Source organism: Aggregatibacter actinomycetemcomitans DSM 8324 (assembly GCF_000372365.1).
GTDB classification, from domain to species: Bacteria; Pseudomonadota; Gammaproteobacteria; order Enterobacterales; family Pasteurellaceae; genus Aggregatibacter; species Aggregatibacter actinomycetemcomitans.
In genome coordinates this window covers 92582-108272 of sequence record NZ_AQUU01000006.1, presented here as the reverse complement: position 1 = coordinate 108272, position 15691 = coordinate 92582, and the positions used below count along the sequence as shown (strand labels likewise).

The 15691-nt window shown below is 46.5% G+C and carries 16 protein-coding genes and 1 pseudogene; 7 read left to right on the top strand and 10 right to left on the bottom strand.

What is annotated here, in order from left to right; translation table 11 throughout:
• Nucleotides 1–10: 10 nt before the first annotated feature.
• The 8 genes and pseudogenes from A3CS_RS0104815 to rsuA all read right to left on the bottom strand — a co-directional run bounded on the left by A3CS_RS0104815 (nt 11) and on the right by rsuA (nt 6831).
• Entirely contained in the window at nt 11–1969 is a 1959-nt protein-coding gene (locus A3CS_RS0104815; RefSeq protein WP_005547410.1) for a heme lyase CcmF/NrfE family subunit, read from the bottom strand.
• Entirely contained in the window at nt 1969–2487 is a 519-nt protein-coding gene (gene ccmE / locus A3CS_RS0104810) for a cytochrome c maturation protein CcmE (protein WP_005547412.1), read from the bottom strand. Before ccmE ends, A3CS_RS0104815 begins: the two co-directional genes overlap by 1 nt.
• Nucleotides 2484–2690, bottom strand: coding sequence for a heme exporter protein CcmD (ccmD, locus tag A3CS_RS0104805; RefSeq protein ID WP_005574716.1), 207 nt, complete (start codon nt 2688–2690; stop codon nt 2484–2486). The genes ccmE and ccmD overlap by 4 nt, the downstream gene beginning before the upstream one ends.
• Nucleotides 2691–2707: 17 nt before the next feature.
• On the bottom strand, nt 2708–3445 hold the full coding sequence (locus A3CS_RS0104800) for a heme ABC transporter permease (RefSeq protein WP_005547415.1): 738 nt from the start codon (nt 3443–3445) through the stop codon (nt 2708–2710).
• A 10-nt stretch (nt 3446–3455) separates the two neighbouring features.
• The gene (gene ccmB / locus A3CS_RS0104795; RefSeq protein ID WP_005547417.1) at nt 3456–4121 is read right to left on the bottom strand and encodes a heme exporter protein CcmB; all 666 of its coding nucleotides are present in this window, start codon (nt 4119–4121) and stop codon (nt 3456–3458) included.
• Nucleotides 4122–4125: 4 nt separating this feature from the next.
• Nucleotides 4126–4761: a cytochrome c biogenesis heme-transporting ATPase CcmA gene (gene ccmA / locus A3CS_RS0104790; RefSeq protein ID WP_005547419.1), complete on the bottom strand. Its 636-nt coding sequence runs from the start codon at nt 4759–4761 to the stop codon at nt 4126–4128.
• A gap of 171 nt (nt 4762–4932) precedes the next feature.
• Nucleotides 4933–6164 (bottom strand): annotated as a pseudogene (locus tag A3CS_RS01000000110885) (Bcr/CflA family multidrug efflux MFS transporter).
• Entirely contained in the window at nt 6130–6831 is a 702-nt protein-coding gene (gene rsuA / locus A3CS_RS0104780; RefSeq protein WP_005547425.1) for a 16S rRNA pseudouridine(516) synthase RsuA, read from the bottom strand. Before rsuA ends, A3CS_RS01000000110885 begins: the two are co-directional and overlap by 35 nt.
• 216 nt (nt 6832–7047) lie before the next feature.
• On the opposite strand from rsuA, the gene A3CS_RS0104775 reads away from it, so the two are divergent.
• From A3CS_RS0104775 to A3CS_RS0104765, 3 genes are all read left to right on the top strand, one after another.
• On the top strand, nt 7048–9312 hold the full coding sequence (locus tag A3CS_RS0104775) for an NADP-dependent malic enzyme (RefSeq protein WP_005547429.1): 2265 nt from the start codon (nt 7048–7050) through the stop codon (nt 9310–9312).
• A gap of 144 nt (nt 9313–9456) precedes the next feature.
• Complete coding sequence (locus tag A3CS_RS0104770) at nt 9457–10101, top strand: Fe-Mn family superoxide dismutase (protein ID WP_005547431.1); 645 nt, start codon at nt 9457–9459, stop codon at nt 10099–10101.
• 410 nt (nt 10102–10511) lie between these two features.
• Nucleotides 10512–11303, top strand: a complete 792-nt coding sequence (locus A3CS_RS0104765) for a factor H-binding protein (protein ID WP_005547433.1) — start codon at nt 10512–10514, stop codon at nt 11301–11303.
• A gap of 201 nt (nt 11304–11504) precedes the next feature.
• Here the strand turns inward: A3CS_RS0104765 and ypfJ are convergent, their stop codons facing one another.
• Nucleotides 11505–12332, bottom strand: a complete 828-nt coding sequence (ypfJ, locus tag A3CS_RS0104760) for a KPN_02809 family neutral zinc metallopeptidase (RefSeq protein WP_005547435.1) — start codon at nt 12330–12332, stop codon at nt 11505–11507.
• Between the two features lie 139 nt (nt 12333–12471).
• On the opposite strand from ypfJ, the gene lysM reads away from it, so the two are divergent.
• On the top strand, nt 12472–12915 hold the full coding sequence (gene lysM / locus A3CS_RS0104755) for a peptidoglycan-binding protein LysM (RefSeq protein ID WP_005547437.1): 444 nt from the start codon (nt 12472–12474) through the stop codon (nt 12913–12915).
• Between the two features lie 89 nt (nt 12916–13004).
• Here the strand turns inward: lysM and plsY are convergent, their stop codons facing one another.
• On the bottom strand, nt 13005–13601 hold the full coding sequence (gene plsY, locus A3CS_RS0104750) for a glycerol-3-phosphate 1-O-acyltransferase PlsY (protein ID WP_005543723.1): 597 nt from the start codon (nt 13599–13601) through the stop codon (nt 13005–13007).
• A 96-nt stretch (nt 13602–13697) separates the two neighbouring features.
• Here plsY and folB point away from each other — a divergent pair, with 96 nt between their 5' ends.
• Genes folB through A3CS_RS1000000112020 form a run of 3 tightly spaced genes read left to right on the top strand, consistent with a single transcriptional unit; the run spans nt 13698 to nt 15659 of the window.
• Nucleotides 13698–14051 (top strand): dihydroneopterin aldolase, encoded by a 354-nt coding sequence (folB, locus tag A3CS_RS0104745; RefSeq protein WP_005547440.1) that lies wholly within the window; start codon nt 13698–13700, stop codon nt 14049–14051.
• Between the two features lie 20 nt (nt 14052–14071).
• The gene (gene mltF, locus A3CS_RS0104740; RefSeq protein WP_005574737.1) at nt 14072–15502 is read left to right on the top strand and encodes a membrane-bound lytic murein transglycosylase MltF; all 1431 of its coding nucleotides are present in this window, start codon (nt 14072–14074) and stop codon (nt 15500–15502) included.
• Nucleotides 15503–15512: 10 nt separating this feature from the next.
• Nucleotides 15513–15659: a hypothetical protein gene (locus A3CS_RS1000000112020; RefSeq protein WP_005543716.1), complete on the top strand. Its 147-nt coding sequence runs from the start codon at nt 15513–15515 to the stop codon at nt 15657–15659.
• Nucleotides 15660–15691 lie beyond the last annotated feature (32 nt).

The following is a 15691-nucleotide window of genomic DNA, read 5'->3' as shown; positions in this document are numbered from 1 at the left end:
CTATAAGGGGTTACTGCACGGTTTCTTTACCTAAAATTTTACTAAACCGATAACGGCGGTCGAACAGGCATAATATCCCGCCGAGCACCATAAACAACCCACCAAGCCATATCCAGCGGATAAAGGGTTTGTAATACAAGCGCAACGCCCAGGAATTGTCGTCTAATTTTTCACCTAACGCCACATACAAGTCACGGCTGAAACCCCAATCGATCGCGGCTTCGGTCATCGGCATTTTGCTCACGGTGTATAAGCGTTTTTCCGCATAAAGCGTGGTTTCTTTTTTGCCGTCACGATGAATATCAATTTGCGCTTTGCCGCCGATGTAGTTCGGTCCGTTGGCATCGCTGATGCCTTTGAAAGTGAAATCATAACCGGCAATTTGTACCGTATCACCGACGTGCATCCGCACATCCCGTTCTACGCTGTAATTTTGACTGAAGGCAATGCCCCAAACGGTCATGGCGACCCCCAAATGTGCCAAAATCATGCCCCAATGGGAGCGGGATAATTTAGTTATACCGCGCCAAAAAGATTCACGGTGCGTCGCCCGTTGCTGCATTTCATACAGGCTTAACAGCACGATAATCACCGACATCATGGTGCCGAGTACGGCGCTGATGGTTAATTTGTTTTGGAGCGCATACGGCAAGGCAAAACCGGCAAGAAGCATAATCACTAGGCTGACAATCACCGGCGTGCGAATGGCAGAGAACTGATCACGGCGCCACTTTACCAGCGGTCCGATACCCAATAACAAGGCGAACGGGGTCATGATAATCAGGAACATTTGATCAAAAAACGGCGCGCCGATGGAAATGGAACCCAAGCCTAATTGTTTGTGAACAAGCGGCAGCAGCGTACCCAGCAACACCACACAAAGTGCGGTCATTAATAAAATATTATTTAACAGTAGCAAACTTTCGCGGGAATAGCGTTCCGCATTATCACGGGAGCGAATTTGGCTGCCTTTATAAGCGTATAAGGTCAGTGAACCGCCGATCACCACGATTAAATACTCCAACACATATAAACCGCGGGTTGGGTCGGAGGCAAAGGCGTGTACCGAGACCAAAATACCGGAACGCACTAAGAAAGTACCGAGCAAACACAGCGAGAAGGCTAAAATCGCCAGCAACACCGTCCAGGCTTTGAAAGAACCCCGTTTTTCCGTCACAGCTAAAGAGTGCAACAATGCCGTGCCCGCCAGCCAAGGCATGAAAGAGGCGTTTTCTACCGGATCCCAGAACCACCAGCCACCCCAGCCCAGTTCGTAATACGCCCACCAGGAACCAAGCACGATACCCAGAGTTAAAAAGATCCAGGCCGCCATGGTCCAAGGACGTGACCAACGCGCCCATGCGGTATCCAGTTTACCGGTCATTAAAGAGGCGATGGAAAAAGCAAACGCAACGGAAAAACCAACATACCCCATATATAACAACGGCGGGTGGAAAATTAAGCCAACATCTTGCAATAACGGATTCAGTTCTTTGCCGTCCACCGGAAAATCAGGGAAAGTGCGGTTAAACGGGTTGGAGGTAAATAACACGAAAAGCAGAAAACCGATGCTGATAATGCCCATAATGCCGAGTACGCGGGCGGTGGCTTCCTGCGGTAAGTGTTTACTAAACAAGGCGACTGCCGCGCCCCACAACGACAGCAACCAAATCCACAATAGCAATGAACCTTCGTGGGAACCCCAAACTGCAGATAAGCGATAGTAAATGGGCAAGGTGGTATTGGAGTTGTTCACCACATATTGCACGCTGAAATCATTCACGGCGAACAAATAAAACAAAGCACCAAATGAAAAGGTTAACACGAAAAACAAGCCGTAAGTCATCGGGCGCGCCAAGGACATCAGTTGGGCGTTGCCTTTTTCCGCCCCCCATAGAGGGAAAATCGCCAATAAAACGGCGATCGCCAGACTTAGGGCTAAGGCATAATTTCCTAATTCTGCAACCACTACTGACCTTCTTTCATTTTTTCCTGACGATCGCGTTCGCTTTCGCCTTTCAGATCAGAGATGCCCATCGGTTTATGGATTTTCTGCATTTGCTGTTCCAGATCCGGCGGCACATAATTTTCATCGTGTTTTGCCAATACTTCGGTGGCTTCCAACAAGGTAGGTTCTTTTAGCACGCCCTGTGCCACAATGCCCTGCCCTTCACGGAATAAATCCGGCAAGATACCTTCATATTCCACGCTGATGGACGGTCCAATGTCGTTTAAATCAAACTGCACTTTCAGGCTTTTCGAATCCCGTTGCACCGTGCCGGCAACCACCATGCCGCCGACGCGAATGCGCTGCCCTACTTCCGGTTTTTGATCGGCATTGTCATTTTTGCCGTACACCACTTCCGACGGGGTATAGAATAAATCGATATTTTGGCGTAACGCGTACAACACCAATGCCGAAGCCACCGCGACACCTAACAAGACAAATAAAACAACAGACAAACGGGATTTACGTCTTGGGTTCATAGCGCTTCTCCTTTTTGTTTCAGTTGTTGTAAACGGGTTTCACGTTGTTGTTCATGTTTGATGGATTTTAATACCGCACTTTTGCCAGCAAGGCTTTGCACAATTAACACCCCAATCACCAATAAACTTAAACCATAAGAAAGCCACACATAAAAACCGTAGCCTCCCATGTTGATAAACTCACTCCAAGATTGAAAAAACATATTTCCCCCGGTAAACACTAAAGTTTTTCAGCCAACGCTTTAACCCACGGGCGTTTGGCATCTTCTTTTAATAATTCATTGCGGTAACGCACTAAGGTTAACCAAATTGATAAAGTCATAAAACCGAAGATACATAAAATCAACGGAATCAACATCGGCGTGGCAATGGACGGGCGCTCCAGTTTGGTAATGCTCGCCCCTTGATGCAACGTATTCCACCATTCCACCGAGAAATGGATAATCGGCAGATTCACCACGCCCACAAGGCATAATACGCAGGCGGCTTTTGCGCCCACATTGCGATCCTGAAAGGCGGAATATAAGGCGAGTACGCCTAAATATAAGAAAAACAAAATTAATTCGGCGGTTAAACGGGCATCCCACACCCACCAGGTACCCCACATGGGTTTGCCCCAAATAGCACCGGTAACCAACGCTAAGAACGTAAATAACGCCCCAATCGGCGCCATGGCAATCATCGCCAGCTGCGCCTGTTTAATTTGCCACACTAACGCCACCAACGCAGCAATCGCCATGGAGCCGTAAACGCCCATAGACCAAATCGCCGTCGGTACGTGCACATACATAATGCGGAAACTATTGCCCTGTTGATAATCCGCCGGTGCGAATGCCAGCCCCCAAACGACACCGACCGCTAATAAAAGTGCGGTTAAAATCGCAAAGAAAGGGCTAAACTTGCCGCATAATCGATATTGTGTTTCCGACTTTGCATAAGGATGCAACCACTTCCACATAAACTATCCTCTATTGATCCAAACTAATCCGCAACGCCGTCGCAATCGCAAAAGGCGATAAGGTAACAACGGCGGCTAAAATCGCACCGAGAATGGCTAATTGCCCGCCGTAAGGTAAATTCAATGCGGCGGCATCCAGTACCGACGCAGAAAAAATCAGCACCGGAATAAACAACGGCACCACCAATAAACTCAATAATACGCCGCCTTTGCGCAACCCCACCGTAATCGCCACGCCTATGGCCCCAAGGCAGCTCAACACCGGCGTACCTAATAACAAAGTCAGCACTAATGCCCACCAAATTGCTCTTTCCAATGACAGCAATAATGCGGCGACAGGCGATAACAAAATCAACGGCAAGCCCGTGAGCAACCAATGAGCAAGCACTTTCGCCAATGCCGTCAACATCAACGGTTGCGGCGTGAGCATGAGTTGTTCCAGAGAACCGTCAATAAAATCATCCCGAAATAAGCGCTCAAAAGACAGCAATGCAGACAACAACGCCGCCACCCAAGCCACACCGGGCGCGATACGGGAAAGCAGTTTCGGATCAGGTCCGATAACCAGCGGAAACAACGTAATCACGATGAGGAAAAACCACAACGGATTCAAAATTTCCGCCTGTTTACGCATGGCGATTTGTAATTCGCGTTTAATAATCTGCCAAAAAATCATGCCGTTATTCTACACATTTAAACTGTTCTAAATGGATTTTTTTCAACCGCGCACTCGGCACTTCCTGATGGCTGGTTAAAATCACGATGCCGTTATGTTGCGCATGTCGCTCAAAAAGTGCGGTCAATACTGCCACGCCTTTTTTATCGATAGCATTGAAGGGTTCGTCTAAAATCCACAACGACGCTTCCGACAACCATAAACGCGCCAAGGCTATGCGTTTTTGCTGCCCGGCAGATAGTTGCGCCGCCGGAATATCTTCACGCTCAAGCAAGCCTACGGTTTGCAACACTTCCCACAGAATGTCATCGCCCTGCCGGCAGCGTCCGATTTGCTGATAAAAATGCAGATTTTCCCACGCTGTCAATTCGGGTTTAATCCCATTTTGATGCCCCAAATACAGCAAATCATCATGAAAAGCTTCACACTGTTTAAAAATCTCTTCAGAATTCCACCGCACTTTTCCTTCCAGCGGCGTAGCAAGCCCCGCAATAATGCGTAGTAAACTGGTTTTACCGATACCGTTATTCCCTTCAATCTGCACAAAATCGCCCGCCCGAATGTGTAAATTCAGGTGGTGAAATAACACTTTGTCGCCACGTTGGCAGGCGAGTTGTTCAAGATTGAGTTGATTGTGCATGATAATTTGTGATTCAAACCGATTTTAGCGCGGCATTCTATCATAAGGTGAAGGAACGGCGTAGGCGGGAAAGTACAAAATCATATAACTCTTTCACGGTACTTTGAGATATTTTTGATTTAGAACAAATTTACCTGTCCGTTGCAGATTACAATAATGCGCTTTTTAAAATTATAAATTGCGCGCGGTTAAAAAATAATAGCAAACCACCGCCATCAACGAACACACCGCCATGGTCAGCAACATTGGTGTTGCGCTACTCATATTCATAAGGGCAACCAGTGATCCCACGCAGGCGCCGGTGCCGAAACGCACGCTGCCGACCATAGAATTTGCCGAGCCGGCGGCGTTCGGGAATTTTTCTAAAATGGACGCCATGGCGTTGGAAGAAATCAGCGAGTTTTGTCCCACAAAAATCGCAATGCCAATTGCCATTGCCCAAAAGCCCAAATCCAGCAACAGCACCAGAACCAACCAAATTGCCGCCAAAAACTGAACCGTCAAACCAACGCGCAACATAGTTTCCGCGCCGACTTTATGCACCAATCGCCCATTCAGGAAGGAACCAAAGGTCATCACCGAGATATTCAGCATAAAGAAATAACCGAAATTCTCCGGCTTAATGCCGTAAATGCCGATATACACAATAGACCCCGCCGTGATGAAAGAAAATAAGCCCCCGAAAGCAAAAGAAGCGGCGAACATATACCCCAGCACCGGTTTTTGTTTCCATAACGCTATGAAATTGCGGGCTATGATGTTCAACCGCAAGGGAATGCGTTTTTCTTTATGATGGGTTTCCGGCACTACGAAAAAGACCAACAGGATACTTAACAAGCCCATCATGGCGATCACATAAAAAATCGCGTGCCAATGGAAGAAATACACGATATAACCGCCCAGAATCGGCGCCACCAATGGTGCTATCATAAACACCAGCGTGATGGTTGACATCATTTTGGACAGCTCGTTTTTATCGAACAAATCCCGTAACAGCGCCCCACCAACACCACCGGTGCCGCGCCAAAAAAGCCTTGAATGAAACTAAGTGCGGTGAAATTACCGATTGCATGGATTTGTGTCAGGATCAATGCCGCCAACGCCGCCACGGTCCCCCCCAACAAAATAATCGGCTTACGCCCAAAACTGTCGCCAAACGGTCCCCAGAACAACTGTCCGAGTGCCAAGCCATAAGCAAAGGACGTTAACGTATGCTGCACCTGATCATTAGTCACCTGAAAATCCTGCGTGATATTCAAAAATGCAGGCAGATACATATCCACGCTTAACGGCGGCAGCATGGACAAAATGCCTAAGGCAACAACAAAAATAAAATTCGTTTTTACGGTTTTGCTTGGATTCAAGGATTTATTCTCCGGAAAAATATGCGATTTCTTCGGCATTTAACACACGAAAATCGCCTTCTGCTAAATTGTCATCTAAGGTCAGATTACCGATTTTCCAACGATGCAACCCGAGCACTTTATTCCCCAACGCGGCAAACATCCGTTTCACCTGATGATAACGCCCTTCGCTAATGGTTAAATTCACGTTGTAATCATCTAAAATTTCAAGTACCGCCGGTTTGGTGGGATCTTTCTCGCCGCGTAGCAAAATACCCTCAGCACAGGCTTGCACATAATTGGCTTCCACCGGATCCGCCAGCGTCACCAAATAGGTTTTCGGCTGATGATGTTTTGGCGAAGTAACGCGATGAGACCATTGCCCGTCATCGGTTAACAACACCAAACCCGTGGTATCTATATCCAAACGCCCCGCGCTATGCAAACGGGCGGATAAAGGGTAATCGAAAAACTGATAAATGGAGGGATGTTCATCTTCGTCGTGTGAGCATACATAGCCTTGCGGTTTGTTAAACATCAAATATTGCCCGACATCCAGCCACGTCAGTAGTTCACCGTCAAAATAAATCGCATCTTGCGGCGACACTTTGGTCGCCCCGCTCTTCTCAATTTTACCGTTAATCGTAACCGCACTTTGACGCAACGCCTTGGTCGCCTGCGAACGGGTCAGCCCCGTATGCTCCGCTAAAAATTTATCTAATCGCATAATGATCCTTTTCTTTTCCTTACCCGCATTATAAACCCAAATTGACTTTCCTGCCTGATGAAAAACATTTGGAAAAACCACCGCACTTTCCCTCATTCACAACCATCCACCAAGAAAATCATCAGGAATGTGTGAAATATCACAGAATTCTTTTGGAATTTAATTATAATATTTGGTGTTTTTTCACCCTATTATTCAAAAAAGAGGATTTATTTTATGGATGAACAACTTAAAAAAGCCGCACTCGATTTTCATGAATTTCCGATTCCGGGGAAAATTGAAGTTACTCCGACAAAATCTCTTGCAACCCAACGCGATTTAGCGTTGGCGTATTCACCAGGCGTGGCGGCGCCTTGTTTGGCAATTCAGGCGGATCCTGCTGATTCCTATAAATATACCTCGCGCGGCAATCTGGTTGCTGTGATTTCCAACGGAACCGCGGTGCTCGGGTTGGGCAATATCGGCGCGTTAGCCGGTAAGCCGGTGATGGAAGGGAAAGGCGTGTTATTTAAAAAATTCGCCGGGGTGAACGTGTTCGATATTGAAATCAACGAACATGACCCGGATAAATTGGTGGATATTATCGCTTCCCTTGAACCGACTTTCGGCGGGATTAACCTGGAAGACATTAAAGCGCCGGAATGTTTCTATATTGAACGCAAGCTGCGCGAAAGAATGAATATTCCGGTCTTCCATGATGACCAACACGGCACGGCGATCATTTCTGCCGCCGCGGTATTGAACGGTTTACGCATCGTCGGTAAAAAAATTGAAGATGTGAAATTAGTGGCATCCGGCGCGGGTGCAGCATCTATCGCCTGTTTGAACCTGTTGGTTTCCCTCGGTATGAAACGGGAAAATATCACGGTGTGCGACTCCAAGGGGGTCATTTATAAAAACCGTGACGACCGCATGGACGAAACCAAAAAACTTTACGCCATTGATGACAACGGCAAACGCACATTAGCCGACGCCATTCCGAATGCGGATATTTTCTTAGGCTGCTCTGCCGCAGGTGCGTTGACGCAAGATATGGTAAAAACCATGGCGGCGCATCCGTTAATTTTGGCATTGGCGAACCCTGAACCGGAAATTTTACCGCCGCTCGCCAAAGCCGTGCGCCCGGATGCCATTGTGTGTACCGGTCGTTCGGACTATCCGAACCAAGTAAACAACGTCCTGTGCTTCCCGTTCATTTTCCGTGGTGCGTTAGATGTAAGCGCCACCACCATCAACGAAGAAATGAAATTGGCGGCGGTGCGCGCTATTGCCGATTTGGCATTGGCGGAACAAAGCGAAGTGGTGACCTCCGCTTATGGCGACAGTGAATTGTCTTTCGGCCCGGAATACATCATTCCGAAACCGTTCGATCCGCGTTTGATCGTGCGTATCGCGCCGGCGGTGGCAAAAGCCGCCATGGATTCCGGCGTGGCAACCCGTCCGATTGAAGATTTCGATGCTTATATCGAAAAACTGACGCAATTCGTTTACAAAACCAACCTGTTCATGAAACCGGTATTCGCACAAGCCAAACAGGACAAAAAACGCGTCTTGCTCACCGACGGCGAAGAAACCCGCGTATTACACGCCGTCCAGGAAATCGCCACATTAGGCATTGCCTACCCGATTTTATTGGGTCGTCCGAGCGTCATTGAACAACGCATTAAAAAACTGGGTTTGCACATTCAGGCAGGACGTGATTTCGATCTGATTAACATTGAAAACGATGAACGCTACAACCAATGCTGCACCACTTACTACAATATGCTTAAACGCGCCGGCATCACACCGGGTATTGCCAAACGCGAAATGTTCAATAACCCGACTGCCATCGGTTCCGTGTTGTTACATTTAGGTCATGCCGACGCCATGTTGTGCGGCTTGGTCGGACATTACGCGTCCCACTTAAAAACCATCAAAAACGTCATCGGTTTACGTCCGGGCGTACGCACGCCGGCAACGGTGAACGGTTTGGTATTACCGACCGGCAACCTATTCCTGACCGACACCTTCGTGAACAACGATCCGAGCGCGGAAGAACTTGCCGAAATTACCATGATGGCGGCGAAAGAAGTGAGTTTGTTCGGTATCGAACCGCAAATCGCCTTGATCTCGCACTCCAATTACGGCAGCAACAACAGCCCAAGTGCGGTCAAAATGCGCGACGTTTTAGCGTTAGTGCGGGAAAAAGCGCCGGAACTCAGCATTGACGGCGAAATGCACTGTGATGTGGCGTTATCCCAACGTTTACGCGACGACGTCATGCCTGACAGCCCGTTAAAAGGCGCGGCAAATCTGCTCGTCATGCCAAACATGGAAGCGGCACGTATCAGCCTGAACCTGTTACAAGGCACGGCAACACCGACTACCGTAGGGCCGATTCTCATGGGTTTGAATAAACCGGCGCACATTTTGACCTCCGTATCTTCCGTTCGCCGTATTATCAACATGGTGGCAATTGCTGCAGCCAAAGCCCAATGACGACTTAACAAAAAATAAAGAAGATGGCTAATCACCATCTTTCTTTATTTGTTAATAAATTGTAACGTTTAATGATTCCAATCAATCTTTGTGCTATCATTTTGGCGTTTTATACTCAATCAACCCGAAGAAAAGGAAAACGTTATGGCTTATACTTTACCTGAATTAGGCTATGCCTATGATGCATTAGAACCCCACTTCGATGCACAAACCATGGAAATCCACCACAGCAAACATCACCAAGCATATGTTAACAACGCGAATGCGGCACTAGAAAATCCCCCTGAATTACAAGCACTTTCCGAAGGCTGTCCGGGCAAGTTATTGGCACACTTAAGCGAAATCACTCCGGAAAAACGCCCGGCATTACGCAACAACGTAGGCGGTCACTTAAACCACAGCTTGTTCTGGAAAAGCCTGAAAAAAGGCACAACCTTAAAAGGCCCATTGAAAGATGCCATCGAACGTGATTTCGGTTCCGTTGAAAACTTCAAAGCAGAATTTGAAAAAGCGGCGGCAACCCGTTTCGGTTCCGGCTGGGCATGGTTAGTTTTAGAAAACGGCAAACTCGCCGTGGTTTCCACCGCCAACCAAGACAATCCGATTATGGGCAAAGAATACGCCGGCTGCTCCGGTGTGCCGATTTTCGGTTTAGACGTTTGGGAGCACGCCTACTACTTGAAATTCCAAAATCGCCGCCCGGATTACATCAAAGAATTCTGGAACGTACTGAACTGGGATTTCGCCAATGAACGTTTTGAAAAAATCTTAGCCGGTACACCACGCTAATTTGCTAAACAGATAAATTCCAAAGCCGTCTGAAAATTTGCTCCTTCAGTCGGCTTTTTTCTTTACTGCCAAAAAACCTAAAAAGTGCGGTAGGCTTAAAAAACGTTTTTCAAACCCACCGCACTTTGGGGATAATGTCTGCTCTTAACGCCTATGGATAATCCCTTTCTTTTCAATTTGTTCCGATTATATTGATAAAGAATACAGTGCTGCTTACATTGTCAAGCCACGTGGAAGAACAAATTTATGAATTTTTGATTTAAGTCACAAATATCGTTATAAAATTATTATAGGATAAGTCGTCAGCCGTATCAGAAACCACTGAGATGTTCGGTTTGTGAATTGTTAACTTTGTTTATTTAACAGGAGATACGGCGGTTTACCCTGTTATAACGAAAGGAAGGAAACAAATGAAAACGAAATATTTATTGGCGGCGCTGACCGTCGCCTGCACATTATCCGCATGCAGCCAAGCTGCCGGGGGGTTGGCGGATGGTCTACTGAAACCGTTCGATCCGAAAGCAAAAGACTGGAAGCAGTTAACTATCTCCGAATCTGTTCCCGATAACGGCACTTTGGAACTAACCGACCGCGGCGGCAAAACCCAGATCTTGCGTAAAGGCGGCGTTCTGGATACAGGCTATTTGAGATCCGATAAGATCTCTGACTACAATTACGTCAAAAAAATCAACGTGAACGGTCAAATAATCGAGTTGGAACGAGGCGATTTTCTGATATATAAACAGAATAATTCCATCGTCGCCGCTACGTTAGCGAAACAGAAAACCAACGCAGATGGTACACGTTCCTCTGCCTTTGATTTCCATGTCAACGAGATTCAAGGGCGAGACATCGCCTTTAATAATCTGCCGGCTTCGGGACAGGTAAACTATCGCGGCATCGCATTTACCGGCGATGACCGTGGGGGTCGTTTATCCTACACTATCGACTTCGCTAAAAAACAAGGCAGCGGTCGCATCAGTGGTCTACGTGGTGACTATAACGTAGATTTGGCGCAAACAGACGTCCGCGCAATGGGGAACGGTTCCGGGTTGAGTGGTAAGGCTATGAAAAATGGTGTGGAAAGAGGAAATTACACGCTAAAAATCTTCGGTAACAAGGCAGAAGAAATCGCCGGTAAAGCTGAGATCAAAACCGGTAAGGGAACTCAAGAAATCGGTTTGGCAGGTAAAAAAGAATAAACTCGGTTTCCTCTGATCGGTGTAAAGGTGGTCTGAAGCTTTCAATACAGGTTTCCACCACCTTTTCTATCCATTAATCGGTTCGTAGAAAAATCCACGCTACACGCCGCAAGTTAGAATTATTATCTGACTTAACGTGGTTGCCCTATTACAGGTTTAGGAAATGATGGTAAAAACAACCGCACTTTTTTATCACATAGTTTAAAACGTATTACACTGTGCCGGATCCGCCGTATTTACACCGCGTTTAAACCATTGCAAGCGTTGTGCCGATGTGCCGTGGGTAAAGCTGTCCGGTACCACATAACCTTGGCTACGCTTTTGCAAACGATCGTCGCCCACGGATTCCGCCGCATTGAATGCTTTTTCAATATCGCCGCTTTCAAACAAACCTTTTCGTATTGCCAGACTTGCCCACACGCCCGCATAACAATCCGCCTGTAATTCCAATTTTACGGAAAGCTGATTGGCTTCCGTGCGGGAGGTTTGTCGTTGCAGGCGATGAACCTGCGATAAGGTGCCGAACAGATTTTGCACATGATGCCCCACTTCATGGGCAATCACATACGCAAACGCCGCTTCGCCCGCCGCACCGAGCTTATTTTTCATGTCGTTATAAAAAGACAAATCTAAATACACCCGTTGATCATTGGGGCAATAAAACGGCCCCATTGCCGATTGACCGGTGCCGCAGGCGGTCGGTGTCGCACCGTTATACAACACCATCGTCGGTTCGATATATTGTTTATTATGTTTGGCAAAATACGCATTCCAAACATCCTCAGTATCGCCCAGCACCACTTTGGAAAGCCCCGCCAGCTCTTGTTCCTGCTGCGATTGCAAAGGTGTAGTTTGTGTTACGCCCACATCAACCTCGCCGACTAATCCCGATAAATCCACGCCATAATAAGCGCCCACTAAAATAATAATTAACCCGAGAATACCGGTGGGTCTGCCACCGCCAAAACCACCACCTGACGAACGTCTGTCTTCCACGTTTGAGCTTTCTCTACGCCCTTGCCAACGCATAACCCTTCCTATTGATTAAGTGAAATTTTCGTCATTCTAATCCATAACCCTTTTCCCGCCTACTATTTTATTTCTAGACTTATATGATTGAATTGGTTATGTTGTGACTTCCGTTCATTCATCAATAAGGAGAGAAAAAATGGGTTTATTTGATTTTGTCGGCGACATCGGTAAAAAAATCTTCAGCAAAGAAGAAGAGGCCTCCGCTGCCGTCACCAAACACATTAACGAAGACAATCCCGGCGTTGCCGATGTGGAAGTGAAAGTGGAAAACGGCGTGGCGAAAATCGCCGGTGTTGCCAGCTCCGCCACCGCTTTGGAAAAAGCCGTGTTAATGGCGGGCAATATTGTCGGTATCAGCGAAGTCAATATCGATGAAGTCACCGTGCAAAACGGTGAAAAGATTGCCGGCGAAGATGAATTTTACGTGATTCAAAAAGGCGACACCCTTTGGAAAATCGCTGAAAAACATTACGGCAATGGCAGCAAATACACTGCTATCGTAGCAGCCAATAAAGAAGTGATTAAAGACGCGGATAAAATCTTCCCCGGGCAAAAAATTCGTTTGCCGAAAAGCTTGTAGACTTGGCTTAAAAAATGCTTTGGGAAATGACCGCACTTTAAATTTGAAATTAAAGTGCGGTTATTTTTTTCGGTGTTTTTCAGATGGCGCTACTTTTTAAACTTGCGCCATATTTTGTCTTCCTGTCCGCGCCAGAGACGTTGGATATTTTCGTGGTGTCGATAGATGAGCAGGCAGCAAACCAAGGCGACGGGAAAGGTGAATTCGGGTTTGAACCACCACACATAAAGCGGCACCAGTAATGCGGTGACGACAGCACTGAGAGAGGAATAGCCGCTGATAAGGAACACGACAATCCAGGTGCCGAGTGTCGAAAATAAGACGCCCCAAGCGATAGGTGCGATGGCACCGAAGGCGGTGGCGACGCCTTTGCCGCCTTTAAATTTAAAGAAAATCGGGAAAATATGCCCTAAACACGCCGCTAACGCCACCATGCCCAATTCAAATTGTGTTAACCCCAAATAATAGCCCAACCACACCGGTAACATGCCTTTTAAGATGTCGAAAATAAGCACCGCCAAGGCAATCCAACGCCCGCCGATACGTAACACGTTGGTCGCGCCGGGGTTATGGGAACCGGAGGTTCTAGGGTCCGGCAAGCCGGTGACTCGGCATAATAAAATCGCACCGGAAATGGAACCGAGCAAATAGCTCAATAGCATATAAAAAAGGGCGAAAAGGCTCATTGGACTTCCTATGACTGGAGAAAAAGAGTTCGTCTATTGTACCCAAAGTTGGTAGTATAAGCCCACAAAAATTTTAGGAATAACAACAGGAACACCATGCAAGATCTGATTTTTATCGAAGGTTTAACGGTATTTGCGCAAATCGGCGTTTATGATTGGGAACAACAAATTAAACAAAAACTCATTTTTGATGTCGAAATGGCGTGGGACACTCGTCAGGCGGCAGCTGCCGATGACGTTCAATTTGCATTAAATTATGCGGAAATCAGCCAATTCATTATTGATTATGTGCAATCCAAACCGTTTTTATTAATTGAACGGGTTGCCAATGAAGTGGCGGAACAATTACAACAACAATTTAAAATTTCGTGGCTTCGTCTCAAATTAAGTAAACCGAAAGCCGTTGCGCAAGCGGAAAACGTCGGTATTATTATTGAGCGAAGCCGTTAAAAATCAGAGAAAAAGACAATTTGAAAGGTTTATTTTTACGCATTATTGCAGGCTTATGCCTATTGTTATGGGCAATTGATATGGTATTTCCGTGGCAGCAAATTATGCATTCGGAAGAAAATGCTTATCATGCCATTCAAGATCGCGGCAAGCTGGTGGTGGGGACGATTAATAATCCGGTTTCTTATTTCATCAATGCCGAAGGCGAATCCGGCTTGGAGTACGAATTAAGCAAGGCCTTCGCCGATTATTTGGGCGTGGAACTTGAAATGCAGCCGATGAATAGCACGGACGATCTTTTTTCCGCGTTAAACGATCGTCAAATTGATATTGCCGCCGCCAATTTATTTTATCACCCGACCAAAGCCGAGCATTTTCAGCTTGGTCCGTCCTATTACTCCGCGTCTTGGCAAATCGCTTATCGTAAAGGGAAAAATCGCCCGCGTTCGTTAGCACAGATTAACGGCAGCCTTGTAGTCCCCGACAGTTCCGAATTGCAGCAAATTTTAAAAGAAGCGCAGCTGAAAAACCCGAAATTAAGCTGGATGGTAGACAGTAAATTAACGCAAGAAGAATTATTGTTACAGGTGGCGGAAGGGAAAATTGATTATACCATCGCCAATTCTTTAGATATTTCTGCCACCCAGCAAATTAAACCGCAAATTGCCGTGGCTTTCGATTTAACCGATGAAATGAGCGTGCATTGGTATTTACCGAATAATTCTTCAAGTGAATTACAATCGGCATTGCTGGGCTTCATGAACAGCTCCATTGATTCGGGCTTAATCGCCAACATTGAAGAGAAGTATTTTAATCATTTCCGTCAGTTTGACTATGTGGACATTAAATCCTATTTGAATTCCATTGAAACGATTCTCCCGAAATTCGAACCGCTCTTTACTAAACACAAAGGCAATTTGGATTGGCGTTTATTAGCGGCAATCGCGTATCAGGAATCCCACTGGAACCCGGATGCCACATCGCCCACCGGCGTGCGTGGCATGATGATGTTGACCAAAGACACCGCAGAACGCATGAAAATCAGTGACAGAACCGATCCGGAGCAAAGCATTAAAGCCGGTTCCGAATACTTACATTGGCTGATCGGACAGATTCCCGACAGCATTAACAGTGAAGATCGTATTTGGTTCGCCCTTGCCGCTTACAATATGGGATTAGGGCATTTATTGGATGCCCGCCGTTTAACCAAAAATTTAGGCGGCAATCCGGATAATTGGCTGGATGTGAAAAATAACTTGCCTTTGTTGGCGGAAAAGCGATATTACCGTAATCTGAAATACGGTTATGCCCGTGGTTACGAAGCCTTTCAGTATGTAGAAAATATTCGGCGCTATATGAACAGTATCATGAATTATTATCGTATTCAGGAAAAACAAAACGATAAAACCACGGAAACTGCCACAGGGCAAACGAAACCACAAAGTAAATAAGGGGGTAATCATGCTTAGAAGACGTTTTCTAAAACCGGCTAAAAAGAAATTCTTTCATCAACAACAAGCCCGTTCTTTGCGCCTGAAACATTTAAAACAACGCAAAGCCAAGCTATTCGCCCGCCACGCCTTACAATTTGTTGTGCAGGATATATAAAAAAATGGTGCAGTTTTTAAGCTGCACCATTT

Bases quoted from the DNA above. Each gene is read 5' to 3' on its own strand.
- A3CS_RS0104770 (WP_005547431.1), top strand. From the start codon at position 9,457: ATGGCTTATACTTTACCTGAATTAGGCTATGCCTATGATGCATTAGAA.
- ccmD (WP_005574716.1), bottom strand. From the start codon at position 2,690: ATGTTTTTTCAATCTTGGAGTGAGTTTATCAACATGGGAGGCTACGGT.
- ccmE (WP_005547412.1), bottom strand. From the start codon at position 2,487: ATGAACCCAAGACGTAAATCCCGTTTGTCTGTTGTTTTATTTGTCTTG.
- plsY (WP_005543723.1), bottom strand. From the start codon at position 13,601: ATGAGCCTTTTCGCCCTTTTTTATATGCTATTGAGCTATTTGCTCGGT.
- folB (WP_005547440.1), top strand. From the start codon at position 13,698: ATGCAAGATCTGATTTTTATCGAAGGTTTAACGGTATTTGCGCAAATC.
- ypfJ (WP_005547435.1), bottom strand. From the start codon at position 12,332: ATGCGTTGGCAAGGGCGTAGAGAAAGCTCAAACGTGGAAGACAGACGT.
- ccmA (WP_005547419.1), bottom strand. From the start codon at position 4,761: ATGCACAATCAACTCAATCTTGAACAACTCGCCTGCCAACGTGGCGAC.
- ccmB (WP_005547417.1), bottom strand. From the start codon at position 4,121: ATGATTTTTTGGCAGATTATTAAACGCGAATTACAAATCGCCATGCGT.
- lysM (WP_005547437.1), top strand. From the start codon at position 12,472: ATGGGTTTATTTGATTTTGTCGGCGACATCGGTAAAAAAATCTTCAGC.
- A3CS_RS0104765 (WP_005547433.1), top strand. From the start codon at position 10,512: ATGAAAACGAAATATTTATTGGCGGCGCTGACCGTCGCCTGCACATTA.
- A3CS_RS0104775 (WP_005547429.1), top strand. From the start codon at position 7,048: ATGGATGAACAACTTAAAAAAGCCGCACTCGATTTTCATGAATTTCCG.
- rsuA (WP_005547425.1), bottom strand. From the start codon at position 6,831: ATGCGATTAGATAAATTTTTAGCGGAGCATACGGGGCTGACCCGTTCG.
- A3CS_RS1000000112020 (WP_005543716.1), top strand. From the start codon at position 15,513: ATGCTTAGAAGACGTTTTCTAAAACCGGCTAAAAAGAAATTCTTTCAT.
- A3CS_RS0104800 (WP_005547415.1), bottom strand. From the start codon at position 3,445: ATGTGGAAGTGGTTGCATCCTTATGCAAAGTCGGAAACACAATATCGA.